Here is a 14940-nt window from a genome sequence, read left to right as displayed (position 1 = left end):
ATTCACACCATTAGCAGCCGCATCCGTCATTAATGGTACATGGACATTACTCTCTCCAAATCACAAATCAACTCATTAATTTCTTTTTGTGTCAGGTGTAAAGGCATTTGATCGTAAAGGGTAATTATTTGCCCATCAGCTTCATGCTGATGTTTTTTTAAATAATGATAAATATTGTTTAATTGGTTTTCTTTAAGAACCGATTCTGTATTTAAATTTTTCACCTTCTGTAAGGAAAATTCATTCATGGAGGAATCAAATTCACCTGCAATAATTGTACCTTGCAAATACATGGTCTCACTCCTCAAAATCAATAATTGTTAGTTTCCCCTACAAATAAATACTAGATGCACAATGTTAACAAAAGATAGAAGGAGCGATATATAATTCACTCCCTCAACCCTTTTATCAGTATTAAAAAATTGATTTGCTCACTTTACAGTGTAGAACCCCCTCGGCTTGCGGACATTCCCTTCTGAAGACTGTAGGACCGAAGAATATATGCAACTACTTTCTTTTTGAATTTTTTTACTAAATGAACGCAATCGTTTTAACAAATAAACCATAACTTAACATCAGTCTTGCCTCTGTGAGTTTGGATTATAATTGGAGTCTTATTGCTCTCTGGATTAAAATACAAATCCTCAGTCCCCGGCCAAATATGATTTTTCTCTAAAAATGTTGCTCCGTTTACGGAGTGATCTGTTCGAGCTTTTTCACTGCCTTTATATAGAGGAATAATCGTCTGAAAACCACATAATTCAACTTCTGAAATGAAAAAGAATGCCTTTGATTGGCATTCTCCTTTCGCTAGTCTTTGATTAATGAATTTCACTTATTCATTCTCAGTTATATTGGAGCTATAAGTTTTTTCTTTTTTTATTTGGGTTTTGAATGATATTTTAAAAGTTGTTCCATTATTCGATTTGCTTCTAACATCGACGCTTCCTTTATGGTTCTGAATAATTTTATAGCTCACCATAAGCCCTAAGCCATTTCCATCTTGCTTTGTCGTAAAAAAAGGCTCTCCCAGTTTTTTAATCTGTTCGGATTCCATCCCTATACCGTTATCCTTTATTGTGATAGATATATTTTGTTCTGCCCTTTCGATAATAATGTCTATTGTGCCGCCAGTAGGCATTGCCTCAATGGAATTTTTAATTATATTCAAAAATACTTGTTTTAATTGATTTCTTTCCCCATAAATCACTACATCTTCTATCGGGAAATGGTATTTAATTTTTACATTTTTCATGATTGCTTCGGGCTCGAGAAATTTAACTACACTGGTTAAAATACTTTTTATATTACAATCACTGAAGTAAATCTGGTGAGGTTTTGCAAAGACCATGAATTCACTGACAATAAAATTGATACGATCAATTTCTTCAAGGATCGTGATTGCATAATTTGGTTCAATCTCATTAGCAGACAGAAGCTGTACAAATCCACGAATGGTTGTTAACGGATTTCGTATTTCGTGGGCAAAGCCTGCTGCCAATTGTCCGATCATTGCAAGTTTCTCTGCTTTACGCAATGTTTCTTCAGTTTTTCTTTTTTCAGTTATGTCATATTGAATTGAAATATGTTTATAACGCTCTCCATTTGAATCTACAAACGGAACGATGGTTGTATCTAACCAATATTGTGTCCCATCCTTCGCTTGATTAAGAATATCCCCTTTCCAAACCTCTCCCCCTTGTATCGTCTCCCATATTTCATGAAAAAATGAAGGAGGATGAAAGTTAGAAGAGTATACATCATGTTTTTTCCCGAGCAATTCTTCTCTGGTATACTTATATAAATCGCAAAAATTATCATTTGCATATAATATTTTATCTTCACGATCTGTAATAGCAAAAATGGTTGCTTCATTTAAGACTTTCTCTAAATCCGCCAGCTCTCTTAGTGTCATTTTTAAATCCTCTTTAGACTCATCTAAGGCAAGCTTAATGAATAACAATTCCTCATTGTAGATATTCAAAAGTGTTTTGGAAATAAGCTGGTAGGAGTATTCAATTATTTTAAGCACTTCAAAAAAGCTGCTTATGGAAATCCTATTTTGTAGCAATTCTTGTTCAAGCAAATCCATAATTGAGCAACGAGTCAGATAAACAAAATTGATTGATTGATCCAGGGAGGCTTTAGATTTGATTAATTCTAGGCCAAAGGCTTCTACAAAGGTAATTAAGTTATTTTTGTGTTCCTCATTCGGATTAATTAAAAACTGCCCTATATGAATAAATAAGTTCTTCTCAGAAAACCCAGGAATGTTATATATTGGGTTATGAAAATTTTCTTCATCTATTGGCGTCTTGAATTTTTTTAGAGTATTCCCACTTAGTTCTTTAAACTTCCTGCCAATATACTCAATTTGTTTATTCATCCTAATACCTCAATAAAATTTTTTTTACTTAATATTTAGATAAATTTATTCAAATACCTTTTTTCTAAACAAAATTATAATTTAGTAGAGTAAGAAACTTTTTTAATTGCCAGGATATCCATCCTTCAGTAAAAACGCTATAGTTCTTTCAATAATCTCTTCAATAATAATTCGTACTAATCCCCCTTGGATAAAAGCACACGAATGTAAAAGGATATTTTTCCAACAATTGGCTTTAAGCAAAGATTTATTACGGAATTCAACCATGTTTTATTGGGTATTATCTCGGTTTTCTTAATTTCTTTTCACCAAATGAGGGTAACTTTCACTACCTCAATATCTTGTTTCATAAGCAATTAGAAAGGTTTATCCAATAGTGGCCAGTAGGTTCCATACCAACTAGGGCTGCCTCAAGTCTATGTATTCTTCTAAGCTTATTAATCCTGATCAATTGGGTTGAAAAGGATTGGACCTCCTTCTACAATCGATATTCACTGCTCTGGCTACGTGAAATTGCTGTGCAATATCCATACCAACCACGAGATGTTTATCAGCAATTCTTTCTATTAGTTAATTTTGTTTGTCCTGCATTTTAAATTTCATAGTAAGGGTTCCTCCTAAGGTTGAGTTTGAGTCGTGTCTTACTCATAACTTACTGAGGATCCCTATTGTGGATTTTTTATTAAGAAAGAGCCTGAATTTATCTCAAGTAAATGATTTCCTTTGACTTCTTCTGTTTAGCCATTTAAATAGTAAGCTCTGGATTTTCTCTTTAAAGTTGTTAACAGTTTGAGTGTTATCAGTGATTCAATAATAGTTGTAATAACCTATTAGTGAGCGTTTAAATCTATCCAAAATCATATGAATATCTTTATTCCTATTATTCTTCAGCCATTCTTTCGTTTCTTTAAGTTTACCTTGAACTTTCCTCCTGCTGGTTTTCCGCTTTACTCGGAAATTACCTTGTTTACTTATGCCACAATTATGGGTAAACTCGAGGAAATCAAAAGTATCTGGTTTGCCAGTCCCGTCACGTTTTGCATTCTTTTCCGCAAACCGGCCGAAAGGAATAATTTTCGTTTTATCCTCGGCTATTTCCAGGTTAAACTTCTTAATCTCGCTTTTAATGAATGGAAGAATTGCTGGGCTTCACTTTTACTCTGAAAACAACAACAAAATCATCTGTGTACCTTACTATAAATGCCTGGCCTTTACATTGCTTCCTAACCACTTTTTCAAACCATAGATCAAGAACCTAATGGAGTTAGACATCTGCTAATATCGGAGATATCACTCCACCTTGCGATGTGCCATTGTCTGTCTTGTATTTCTTACCTTCCTCCATGTATCCACCTTTAAGAAACCTGCTAATTATTCTCAGTAGGTTAGGGTCAGTGATTCGGAGTTTCAAGAATTCCATCATCCATTTGTGGTCAACGTTATCAAAGAATCCTTTAATATCTACATCCACTACATAGCTTACTGCTCTCTTCTCAATATATTGATTCAGTATTTTCAGGGCATCGTGACAGTTTCTATTTGGACGGAACCAAAATGAGCAGTCTAGAAAGTCATTTTCATAGATGGCATTTAGTATTTTCGTATTGCCCTTTTGAACAATTTTATCTTCATGTTCCGGTATTCCCAGTGGTCTCATCTTGTTTGAGTTGAGCTTTGGGATGTACATTCGTCTTACTGGAACAGGACGGTATCTTTTGCTTTTAAGCCTACTTACTTAATCCTCTATGTTTTCTTCCAGGTTGTCATTGTATTGTTCTTTTGTCGTTCCGTTGATACCAGTGGCCTTTTTATTAGGCAATTCATGATGACACTGAGTTACAGATTGCTCATTCAATAAATGTGCAAGAGATGTAAACATCATTTTAGGCTCAAATTTTGCTAATTCTGCTATCCTTAGTAGTTTTGTTTCCATTTATTATTCCTACCTCTGTGTGTAGTAAATGTGTCCTAGTAAGGGTGATAACTGGTAGCTATCCTTCCCTCCATCGGCATTACCCAACTTCATTGGTACTATGCTGCTATCGTCATTCACCCCGAAATGCAAGGGGGATTTTTCTCTTTTCTCTAATTTGATTACATGTGCGATAAAAAGATATCAATATCATTTTGTGGTTTTGTACTGCACCCCAAAAGTTAGAGTGAAATCTAACCTTTGGAGGTCACTTCATTTGTTGTCCTTTTCTTTAAGGTCAAAATATGCCCGAAAAACCCGCTGACTGATGATATTAGCTGCACTGTGCGGCTGGGCATAACCATCTCGGTAAGCATTGGGTACAATTACGGCAATTGCTATCTCAGGATTATTGAATGGAGCATAACCAGCAAAAGAAAGATTCCACGTCTTCACCCCATTTTTATAGGATTCAGAGGTCCCGGTTTTACCTGCGGCATTGTAGGGTTCGCCTTTAAAATATCCTCTCGCGGTTCCTTTGGGACCATGGGTAACCAGCCAAAAACCTTGTTGAACCCGCTTTAGCATCTCCTCACTCATATCCACCTGATTCAGCACCATTGGTTCGATTTCATCGATGAGGTTGCCCGGTTCATCGCCATTCTTATTGGGTTCACGAATCTCCTTCACCAATTGAGGCTTCATCCGGTATCCTCCATTAGCAATCGTTGTAATATACTGGGCAACTTGCATGGGTGTATAGGTATCTAGTTGTCCGATGGCAATTTGAAAGTAGGTGCTTGTATTGGTTCCTTTAATTCCAGCCGTTTCATTATCAAAACCAATTTTGGTCGGAATGCCCAAACCAAATTGGTTGAAATAATAGCGGATGGTTTCAATTTTTTGCGGATTGATATTCAATGTGCCATTTGGGATATACTTGCCACCCATAATTTCTATCGCTGTTTTCCACATATAAACGTTTGATGAACGCTCTAATGCCTCTAAATCATTAATTCTGTTCATCACTAGGTATGAGGAAAAGGTTTTAGGAGAACCTTTAAATCGCATGACTTCATCCAGCTCGATTTCCCCGAAATCCCTGATACCCGTTTGGTAGCCGGTTAATACGGTGGCCCCTTTTACAACGGACCCCTGTTCAAATGCATAAGTGAAGGTTCCCGGTGTAAAATCAGTAAACTCCCTGGACTGCCTGTCAAACACATTTCCTGACATTGCAAGTATGCGGCCAGTTTTCGGTTCAATCGCCACAACAAATGCAGTATCAAGCGTATCCGTATGCGGCTTTTGTATTGCACTGATTAACTCTTCCTGGATAATTTTTTCCACTTGAGCTTGGAAATCAATATCAATGGTCAGAACAATATCCTTGCCGCTCTTCCCTTCTGATACAGTCTCTGTACTCACCACATTTCCATTAGTATCTGTCACCGTTTCCACTTTTTCCTTTTGGCCTTGCAACACACTATCATAAAGTTCTTCGATATAGCTTTTCCCGACGCGATCATTCAGTTCGTAACCTTTAGACGTATAGTATTCTACCTTATCAGCCGGAAGGCCTTCATCTTCACTCGTTACTTCCCCAAGCATATTCCAAAACGTTTCCCCGTAGGTACGGCCCCTCTTCCAATCGGTCGAGACATCCACACCCGGCAAATCTTCCAGATTTTCACTGACCTTCGCATATTCTTCCTCTGTTACATTTTCATTTTTAATCATCGTTGGAGTTAAAGCGATGGCGGAAGAAAGTTTCCGGTAGATGGCTGCAAGGTTTTTGTCCATTGCCTGGAGATCGCTTTCTGTAATGCGGTTTAATTTTAATTGGTATAAATCCTTGTCATTCAGCTTTTTCTGTTCATTTAATTTCTCCTCCTTCTTTGTGATTAAATCCGTCCCATTGTTATGTGCCAACAGCCATATATCTTTCAAATCCCGATCGGTTACTTTATTGATCTCTCTATCAGTCATGACCAGAAAGGTAGTTAACTTTTTGGCCAGTTCAAGCAATTCGCCCGGCTGTGGATATTTCGGCGGTGTATAGACAATTGCCTTTTCCGGAATATTGTAGACTACTAACTTATTATTCGTATCATATATTCTTCCACGCGGAACTGAATAGCTGACTGTTGTCACATCTGTCTCCTTTGCTTGAGCCGAATAGGCTTCCCCTTTAATAATTTGGATAAAGCCAAGGCGGAGAATCAAGATAGAAAACAGAACAAAGACCATGAAAAAGAGACCATTCAGTCTCAATTGGATTAGGTTTTTCACTATATTTTCTTTCTGCCTTTTCTGCTTCAAAAAGTATCAGTCCTTTCATTCTGGAAAGAATTAAATACTACAATTGTAGTATTATTGTAAAAAAAGTCCCAAAAAGGTAATTCCTTTCTGGGGTTGATTATTATAAATCTTTTTATGATGCAGGATCTGCTTGGCAATCTCGGCTGCCTTTTTTCTTCTAATTGTTATAATAATTGGACTTGCTCAATTGGTGATATTTTTAAAGAAGATTCTATCCAGTAACTATCCAAATTCCCTGAAAGATCCGCATTCCCGTATTTTATTTTGTGAAAATAATCTTGTAGCTGCTTTCTCGCTACCTCCTGATCGTTATTTTGGAAATACCAATTAATGGAACGGCTCAAGACAGTCGCTAAATTTTGATGCCATTCTGAATAGGGATTAATTTAATCAATCCCAAACCTGTTCATTGTTATACGTGGAAATTACATTAGATCCCAATGCAAATAAGGCAGAAAATATTTTAAAGGTGCTATTAGGAGATATCCTCTGTTCACTCATCTCTCGATTATAAATTTGATATTGTTTGTTAGAGGAATTATATAAACCAATCTTCCCTAGTAGCCCTTTAAAAAAAGAGCTTAGATCTTCAACGGTAGTGATTGGAGCAAAGTACCTCAGGAGTCGAGATGGGCTCATATTTCCATACAACTTTCATCACTCCATATTCTGATTTTGATAATTGTGGAATCTCTCTCATTATGACCCTCCTACTTTTACATCTGTAGTATTTTTTTAGCGAGAAGATCGCATTACTCGAAGTTTTAAGAGTACTTTTACCTATTGTAAGAGTTCCCGCATGATGAGGTATATACCAATCACCTCATTTGTAAATATGAATATAGTTGCTCTATAAATGATCGGTTCAGCTGGGTGGCTGAACTACCTGGTGTATAATGTTCGACGAGTGAAAGAAGAAGAAAAGAATTCTGTTCTGCTTCAAAAGCAAGTAAAAAACTATTTTCATTCCCCTTTTCACCTTGTTTCATTTTTAGCTCGGCAGTTCCGGTCTTGGCTGCCAGCTTATATTTTGGGTTGTATAGAAGGTGGGCCGTCCCTTTTGGGTCACTTACCACCGTTGTTAAACTGTTTTTCATTTCATTTGCCGTTGAACTGGTGATCGCTGATTTGGTTTTTGGTTCACTTTTATCATCTAGCAATCTCGGATAAACCAAGTTTCCCTCGTTTTGAAAAACCGAATACATGACGGCCTGTTGAATGGGTGTAATCAATAATTCTCCTTGTCCGTATGCAGTATCTGCCAACAGGATTTCCGAATCAAATGCATTTTGCTTAGAGATTTGGGCTGCGTTCATGACGATTGGCAGCTCTAAATCTTCCCCAAAAATAAACTTATTCAACCCATTTCTATACACTTTTTCTCCTATTTCCAGGGCCTCTTGTGCAAAATAAATATTATCGGAATAAATTAACGCTTTTCTCATATCCACATTTTGCACATCGGATACTCGGGTGACGGAATAACCTCCCCAGGTTCCATCCTTCTTCCAGCTTAATTCCTTTATGTTTCGTAGCTTATCTGGGTAGGTCACTTTGGCATCAAGACCAATGCTAGCGGTAATCGTTTTAAAGGTAGAGCCAGGCGCATACCCAACTGCAAATCTTGAAATAAAGGGTTTGTTATCATCCTTTGCATACTGATCATATTCCTGCTGAGATATACCTTGAACCATTTTATTAGGATCATAGGAAGGAGAACTTACAACGGCATAAAGCCCTCCCTTTTTAGGGTCCATAACGACAGTAGAACCAGCTTTTCCGTTTAGATGTGTAAAGGCCTCCAATTGGATATAAGAATCAATGGTCAACTGAATATCTTTACCGTCCAACTTTTCTACCTTTAGAATTTCTTGCTTTTTATTCCCCTGTTCATCAACAATCAGGATTTCTCCTCCATCTTTCCCCCGCAGTCGTTGATCAAAGGCCTTTTCTAATCCAGCTCTTCCAATCATCTCTCCTTCTGCTAAAGTTGGATGTTTATCCAAATCTTCCTTTGTCACTTTTCCAATGTAACCAATTAAATGAGCAGCAGCTTCCTTAAGCGGGTAATAACGAAGTTTTGTATTTTGATAGACCACTCCAGGTATGACTTCTTCTTTATCTACTTCAATTATTTTTAAGGGAACAAATAGATCCTCTTTTACCCAGCTTTGATTTAGTTTTTGATGAATTTCCTCTATTGGCATACCGAACTGTTGGCTAATCCTTTGTAGCGTATCGTCTTTGTCATCGCCTTGATTTAATTCTTTCGGTACTACCCCTGCCCATTTAAACTCTTCGTTTACCGCCAATCCGTTCCCTAAATGATCTTTGATCTCTCCTCGTTCTGCTTCTAGAGAGTTAAAAGCCACTTTATCTTTTCCTTCCATTCCAGGAAATATCAAGTGAGGACCCCACTTCACCCTATAATGGTCCTCTGTTTTTTCTATTTTTGTATGATAGTTCAAATTCTCTACTGTTCCTAAAGGAGTTGTAAAGCTTAATTTATAAGATAACTCATACCCGTGGTTTTTGACTTTCTCTAATTCAACTTTGGAAGCATGTATATTCTTAATATTGATTCCGTTAAATATACGATCATATTTATCTATGACTTCTTCCAAAGTATAATCCAAAGAAGTGTAGGATTGTTTTTCAAGTACATCCCCTAATTTTTCATATTCTTTGTCTTCTAATAGTTGAATAAAAGTATTAGCTACTTCCTGAACTTCATTGTGACCTTTTTTGTCCATGATTTGGAATAAACTAAATCCCCCAATCCCAGCTAAAATGAGGAATATTAAGAGGTAATAAGGATTGATTTTCCTCTTTTTTCTTTCGACTCTACTATTCATTCTATAGCTCTCCTTTACTATACATTTGGTCCTCCAGTAAAGAGTCTTGTTAATGCTGTATAAATAAATGGCCTCCCATTCGGGAGACCTATATTGTTGATTTTAGCCTATAGAAAAAATATAAGTCTTTACATGCTAAGCTTACTATTCATTGCACAGGATGACTGTTAAGCCTAGGCAATGATGTAATTGAGAATTATGATAGGTAAATTTAAATATCCGTTCACTTCAAAGAGTTAAGTGCGACTTTGGCAGCTTCAGCGATCAGCGCATTGTCATAGGTCGCATTCTGTGTTTCGCGGCTGGATAGAACTGCAATAACGATGGGAGCTCTATTCGGCGGCCAAACAACCGCAATGTCATTCCGCGTTCCATAGCTTCCTGCCCCGCTCTTGTCAGCAACTTCCCAGCCAGTTGGTGCACCAGCACGAATTAATGCATCCCCGGTGGCGTTACCCCGCATCCAATCTGTCAGGATAGTACGTTTTTCTGTTGGAATCAAGTCGCTTACTGCAAAAGCCTGTAGGCTGGTAGCAAGTGCTTTTGCTGTGCTTGTGTCACGTGCATCTCCAGGAACAGCTGAGTTCAATTCCGTCTCGTAGCGATCAACTTGGGTAATATTATCGCCAATCTTCCTTAGTGCTGTTTCAAATCCTTTAGGTCCTCCCAGTTTCTCTAATAAAAGGTTCCCAGCGGTGTTGTCGCTATATCGCACAGCAGCCTCAGTAACTTCCCGAAGAGTCATCCCGGTATCAATGTGAAGTTGTGTAACGGGTGAGTATGAAACGATGTCTTCGCTATTGTATGTGACTAACTCGTCAAGTTGATCAATTGAGTATTGATGCAGCAATGCACCTGCTGCTAGAGCTTTGTAAGTAGATGCGTATGCGAACCGCTCTTGAGGTCGATAAGAGACTTTCCGATTTGTACCTGTATCGATGGCGTAGACTCCAAGCCGGGCATCATATTTGTTCTCGAGTTCAGCAAACTTACGGTGTAGTTGTGGTGTTGGTGTTTTCTCCACTGCCTTTCCATGCTTGTCGGAAAAGTTATCGGTGGTCATCGACCACCCTGCGAGGGGTACAATGGCAACCACTAGCACAAGCAGGGCAACTATTAAATGATGCATTCTGAAAATATTATGTTTTTTCATCGAGATACTAACCTCTTTTCTATATTTTTATTAACATCAATCGGCTGTTAACCAGCTGATTCTAAAAGTCGTGTATTACGGTTCGAATTCAATTTAACTATGTTTGCAATGGAAAATTCTTTCCGTTTGAAATTAAATTGACCATGTTTAATATCTATTTTTCATACCTGATGCTGCTCCTAAATGACGGAGTTGATTATCCTCCTTTCTCCAAAATTGATTACTTGTGTAATATAAATACTACATATGTAGTATAATAATTACAAACTTAATACTACACTCGTAATAAATAGTTGTCAAACTCATTTTGTAGTTTGCCGTGATTTCCATTAAGGTAAAAATATACCTTAAAAATGGCTCACTGATGATATTAGTTGCACTGTGCGGCTGAGCATAACCATCTCGGTAAGCATTCGGTACAATTACGGCAATTGCTATCTCAGGATTCAGGATTATTGAATGGAGCATAACCAGCAAAAGAAAGATTCCAAGTCTTCACCCCATTTTTATAGGGTTCCGAGGTCCCGCTTTCACCTGCGGCATTGTAGGGATCGCCTTTAAAATATCCTCTCGCAGTTCCTTTGGAACCATGGGTAACCAGTTTTTAATACGGTGCCCCCTTTTACAATGGACCCCTGTTCAAATGCATAAGTAAAGGTTCCTGGTGTAAAATCGCTAAACTCCCTGGTCTTACTGTCAAACACTTTTCCTGACATCGCAAGAATGCGGCAGTTTTCAGTTCCATCTCCACAACAAATGCAGTGTCAAGCGTATACGGATTTTGGATTGCACTCATTAACTCTTCCGGCATAATTTTTTCTACTTGTGATTGAAAAGGAGGCTATACATTCTCTATCGAATTCGGTTTCTAAATATATTTTCTTTCTGCTTTTTCTGCTTCAAAACAAACTAGCCCTTTCTAACTGGAAAGTTTGTAAACAACTTTAAATACTACAAATGTGGTATTTAGTATCAATAAATCCCCAGAAAGGAATGTAATCCTTTCTGGGGTTAATGATTAATAGATCTTTTCATCATGCAGGATCTGTCTGGCAATCTCCGCTGCCTTACTTCCTTGAGCCTGCCCATTCTTATTTTGAATATTGACGGCAAAATAATAACGCTCATCACCTTTTTCGACAAAACCAATAAACCAGCCATTTACATCTTTTCCATTAATCTTGCCGGTTCCCGTCTTGCCATACAACTTCCCATTCTTTTGCCCATCTATTAAAATAGCCTTTTTTACTGCATTGATATTTTCTACATTAAAACCCCATTGATTTTCATCAAATTGATATAATAATTGTGCTTGTTCGATGGGTGATATTTTCAGGGAAGATTCCATCCAGTAACTATCCAAATCCCCTGAAAGATCCTCATTCCCGTATTTTATCTTTTGAAAATAATTTTGCAGCTGCTTTCTCCCTACCTCTCGATCGGTTTTCTGGAAATACCAATTTACGGAATGACTTAAGGCAGTCGCTAAGTTTTGATTTTGATTCCATTCCGGGAAGGGATTAATTTTTCCATCCCAAACCTTTGAATTGTTATTTTGAGAGATCACATTGGATTCCATTGCAAATAAGGCAGAATATATTTTATAGGTACTATTAGGAGAAATCCTTTGTTCACTTAACTCCCTATTATATATTAGATATTGGTTTTTAGAGGGATTGTATAAAACAAAGCTGCCCTTATAACCCTTAAAATAAGAGCTTAGATCTTCATTGACTACATTCTTACCGGTAAAATGATACACATCATCCTTGCTGGCAATCACGGTGGTGATGGGAGCAAGAAATAGCACAACCATTCCTAAAACAGCACAGATGGCCATACTTTTCCATTTCAATAATAGAGAATCTCCAGAGTAGCTTGCAATGCACTGGATTCTTTGTTTGATTTCTTTTTTTGTTCCGCCTATCCCTGGAGCAAACTGATCAAGGGGCCGATCATGTTTTTTATCTGCAAAGCGAATGATGGTATACCCATATTCAATATATCCGCTCTCATCCAAGAGGTTTAAAACGGATGCATCACAGGCCAATTCCCGATCCATTCGAATCCTTTTTAAAGCATACCAGATTACTGGGTTAAACCAATATATAATATGGAATAACCACATGACATAATTCACGAATAGATCTTTGCTTTTTTGATGGTACAGTTCGTGCAAAAACACGTGTTTTAATTCATTTAACGAAAAAGTTTCTGTCGTTTTGCTTGGTAAAAAAATAAAGGCTTGAAAAATCCCGAACGTGATCGGTGAGGAAATAAGAGCGGTCTCCCGCAACTTTATGTTTCTTTTCACCCCAACTATCTCTTTACATTCTTCTAATAGTTTATTTAGCTTTTGGTTATGAACAGCCACAGCCGACTTTTTGATTTGATTGATTTGATAGTTTGAATATACAGCAGCCCCAATAGAAAGAACCACTCCAATCACCCAGACTGTAAAAATTGTCTGGTAGACAAATTCGGGCGCTTCCTTGTTTACCGATACCGTGAAATCATGTATTATATCGCTGTTTGGCGCCGGAGAGGCACCCACTCCATTAATCCTTTCACTGCTCAATGGCGCTTCTCTATGAAAAAAAAGAAAGCTTTTTAAATAACGGATTTCTTCACCAAAACGAAAATAATTCCAAGGTAAAAATGCAGTAAAGATTGGAATGCATAGAAAAAACCAGATATGATAATGTGCTTTCACAGTCATATGATTGTTTAATAGCTTTTTGATTAATAGAATGATGAAAATAAGGAGTGATACCACGATTGCACTTACTAAAAGCCGCAGTAGCATGGTATCCATTATTTTTCCCCTTCTTTCTTATCCCTCATAGACAATATTTCCTTTAATTCGGATATTTCCTCTTTTGATAATTGATCATTTTCAATAAAATTTAGTATCATTGAATTTAATGTACCGCCAAAAAACTGTTGCAGGAAGGATTTACTTTTTTGCTCAACATATTGGTGTTTTTCAACCAATGATGTATATATAAACACTCGGCCATCTTTTGTTGCATGCAAAGCCTTTTTCTTAACTAGGCGTGCCAGCATCGTGTGAATGGTATTTGGCTTCCAATCGCTCTTATTCGAAAATTTCTCCACTACCTTAGGAGTAGAAATCGGCTCATATTTCCATATAACCTTCATCACTTCATATTCTGCTTCTGATATTTGTGGAATTTCCTTCATGATAAACCCCCAACTTTTACAGGCGTAGTATTAGTATAGCAAGAAGAGCCTAAAACATAAAGTATATTTCAAACTATAGTCCATGGTAACAAGTACCACCCTTCCATAACTTCCGTTTGTCCAATAAGGAATTCAAGAAGGGGCTGAAGTCCTCTCTGGAACATCGAATCCTTCTATTTAATAAGGTTCTACCGTAAATCCCTTATAGATAAACTAGTAGCTTAACCAAAATTTGAAAACGAAATAGAACCCATAAATTCGATTAATCTATATAAAAATGTTGTTTTTTGGCGATAAGAAAACCGCCTTGATAAAAGGCGGTTTATTGAGCTATCGTTCCCGCTAGAGTAATCTACTTTGGATGAAAGGGTCATTTTATCTTCTGGTAAATGAGACCTATGGCTCCAGAATCAAATGTCTTGTTTTCGATAAGTTTAAGATTGATCTTCTCCTGTAGACCATGGAATAACGGCAACCCGCTGCCAATCAGGACGGGAGAAACCGTAATTTTAAACTCATCTATTAAATCAAGCTGCATAAGGTAGTGTGCGAACCTAGGACTGCCGAGGATGACCATATCCTTGCCTGGCTGCTGTTTGAGGTTCTTGATCTCTTCCTCGACATTCTCTTTCACCAGTCTGGAATTGTTCCATTCGACTTTCTCCAGCGTCGTGGAAAAAACGATTTTGGCTGTCTTTTCGATCCACTCGGCATGATTCCGTTCATGCTGCGAAGCTGATGGGTTCGAATGCACAGATGGCCAGTAACTGTGCATCATCTGATAAGTCCCACGTCCCCAAATGACAGTGTCGGCAGTACTCAGAATTTCTTTCGCGTGTTTTTCCAAATCAGCATCGTAGGAAACCCAGCCAATGTCCATTTCACCATTCGGCCCTTCTACAAAACCGTCAAGCGATGCGTGCAGAAATAAAACGAGTTTTCTCATTTTCAGTTCTCCTTTGTTTATGAGGGATATCTACCTAAACTATATTATAGGACATTTCAGGTTAGGCCATTTCTTATGGATTGCTAATCCTAAATGAAATATTCTACTCATCCTCAAAAAATCCTTCACTATATTCTGTAATGCTCCCCCGTTTGCTTAATA

The 14940-nt window shown here is 37.5% G+C and carries 12 protein-coding genes and 2 pseudogenes; all 14 read right to left on the bottom strand.

All coding sequences use genetic code 11. The features are described 5' to 3' along the window. Window positions 1–29: 29 nt before the first annotated feature. Window positions 30–293, bottom strand: coding sequence for a hypothetical protein (locus FS736_RS15810; protein ID WP_144478964.1), 264 nt, complete (start codon window positions 291–293; stop codon window positions 30–32). A gap of 143 nt (window positions 294–436) precedes the next feature. Then, window positions 437–835, bottom strand: a pseudogene (locus FS736_RS25490) (YfmQ family protein). Continuing rightward, window positions 836–2386: an ATP-binding protein gene (locus tag FS736_RS15795; protein WP_144478960.1), complete on the bottom strand. Its 1551-nt coding sequence runs from the start codon at window positions 2384–2386 to the stop codon at window positions 836–838. 320 nt (window positions 2387–2706) lie between these two features. Then, a pseudogene (locus FS736_RS25485) lies at window positions 2707–2953 on the bottom strand (IS110 family RNA-guided transposase); the annotation flags it as partial. Window positions 2954–3650: 697 nt separating this feature from the next. Further along, window positions 3651–4073, bottom strand: coding sequence for a reverse transcriptase domain-containing protein (locus FS736_RS25215; protein WP_260983626.1), 423 nt, complete (start codon window positions 4071–4073; stop codon window positions 3651–3653). Between the two features lie 48 nt (window positions 4074–4121). Beyond that, the gene (locus tag FS736_RS25210; protein ID WP_260983625.1) at window positions 4122–4319 is read right to left on the bottom strand and encodes a hypothetical protein; all 198 of its coding nucleotides are present in this window, start codon (window positions 4317–4319) and stop codon (window positions 4122–4124) included. Window positions 4320–4571: 252 nt separating this feature from the next. Continuing rightward, window positions 4572–6590 carry a peptidoglycan D,D-transpeptidase FtsI family protein gene (locus FS736_RS15780; RefSeq protein ID WP_260983624.1) on the bottom strand — a complete coding sequence of 673 codons (2019 nt, stop codon included), beginning with the start codon at window positions 6588–6590 and terminating at the stop codon, window positions 4572–4574. A 194-nt stretch (window positions 6591–6784) separates the two neighbouring features. Then, window positions 6785–7006: a penicillin-binding transpeptidase domain-containing protein gene (locus tag FS736_RS25480; protein ID WP_144479042.1), complete on the bottom strand. Its 222-nt coding sequence runs from the start codon at window positions 7004–7006 to the stop codon at window positions 6785–6787. Between the two features lie 4 nt (window positions 7007–7010). Next, window positions 7011–7259 carry a penicillin-binding transpeptidase domain-containing protein gene (locus FS736_RS25475; protein ID WP_395883522.1) on the bottom strand — a complete coding sequence of 83 codons (249 nt, stop codon included), beginning with the start codon at window positions 7257–7259 and terminating at the stop codon, window positions 7011–7013. A gap of 179 nt (window positions 7260–7438) precedes the next feature. After that, on the bottom strand, window positions 7439–9475 hold the full coding sequence (gene pbp4, locus FS736_RS15760; protein WP_144478954.1) for a penicillin-binding protein PBP4(5): 2037 nt from the start codon (window positions 9473–9475) through the stop codon (window positions 7439–7441). Between the two features lie 223 nt (window positions 9476–9698). Beyond that, window positions 9699–10604, bottom strand: coding sequence for a class A beta-lactamase (gene bla, locus FS736_RS15755; RefSeq protein WP_144478952.1), 906 nt, complete (start codon window positions 10602–10604; stop codon window positions 9699–9701). Between the two features lie 1042 nt (window positions 10605–11646). After that, window positions 11647–13443, bottom strand: coding sequence for a BlaR1 family beta-lactam sensor/signal transducer (locus FS736_RS15745; protein WP_144478950.1), 1797 nt, complete (start codon window positions 13441–13443; stop codon window positions 11647–11649). Further along, complete coding sequence (locus FS736_RS15740) at window positions 13443–13832, bottom strand: BlaI/MecI/CopY family transcriptional regulator (protein WP_144478948.1); 390 nt, start codon at window positions 13830–13832, stop codon at window positions 13443–13445. Before FS736_RS15740 ends, FS736_RS15745 begins: the two co-directional genes overlap by 1 nt. Window positions 13833–14202: 370 nt before the next feature. Beyond that, window positions 14203–14778: a dihydrofolate reductase family protein gene (locus FS736_RS15735; RefSeq protein WP_144478946.1), complete on the bottom strand. Its 576-nt coding sequence runs from the start codon at window positions 14776–14778 to the stop codon at window positions 14203–14205. Window positions 14779–14940: the final 162 nt, after the last annotated feature.

This window comes from Cytobacillus oceanisediminis 2691, assembly GCF_007678455.1.
In the GTDB taxonomy this organism is placed as follows: domain Bacteria; phylum Bacillota; class Bacilli; order Bacillales; family Cytobacillaceae; genus Mesobacillus; species Mesobacillus oceanisediminis_A.
This window is presented reverse-complemented; position numbering and strand designations above follow the sequence as displayed.

Bases quoted from the DNA above. Each gene is read 5' to 3' on its own strand.
- FS736_RS15810 (WP_144478964.1), bottom strand. From the start codon at position 293: ATGTATTTGCAAGGTACAATTATTGCAGGTGAATTTGATTCCTCCATG.
- FS736_RS15795 (WP_144478960.1), bottom strand. From the start codon at position 2,386: ATGAATAAACAAATTGAGTATATTGGCAGGAAGTTTAAAGAACTAAGT.
- FS736_RS25215 (WP_260983626.1), bottom strand. From the start codon at position 4,073: ATGTACATCCCAAAGCTCAACTCAAACAAGATGAGACCACTGGGAATA.
- FS736_RS25210 (WP_260983625.1), bottom strand. From the start codon at position 4,319: ATGGAAACAAAACTACTAAGGATAGCAGAATTAGCAAAATTTGAGCCT.
- FS736_RS25475 (WP_395883522.1), bottom strand. From the start codon at position 7,259: ATGAGCCCATCTCGACTCCTGAGGTACTTTGCTCCAATCACTACCGTT.
- pbp4 (WP_144478954.1), bottom strand. From the start codon at position 9,475: ATGAATAGTAGAGTCGAAAGAAAAAAGAGGAAAATCAATCCTTATTAC.
- bla (WP_144478952.1), bottom strand. From the start codon at position 10,604: ATGCATCATTTAATAGTTGCCCTGCTTGTGCTAGTGGTTGCCATTGTA.
- FS736_RS15745 (WP_144478950.1), bottom strand. From the start codon at position 13,443: ATGGATACCATGCTACTGCGGCTTTTAGTAAGTGCAATCGTGGTATCA.
- FS736_RS15740 (WP_144478948.1), bottom strand. From the start codon at position 13,832: ATGAAGGAAATTCCACAAATATCAGAAGCAGAATATGAAGTGATGAAG.
- FS736_RS15735 (WP_144478946.1), bottom strand. From the start codon at position 14,778: ATGAGAAAACTCGTTTTATTTCTGCACGCATCGCTTGACGGTTTTGTA.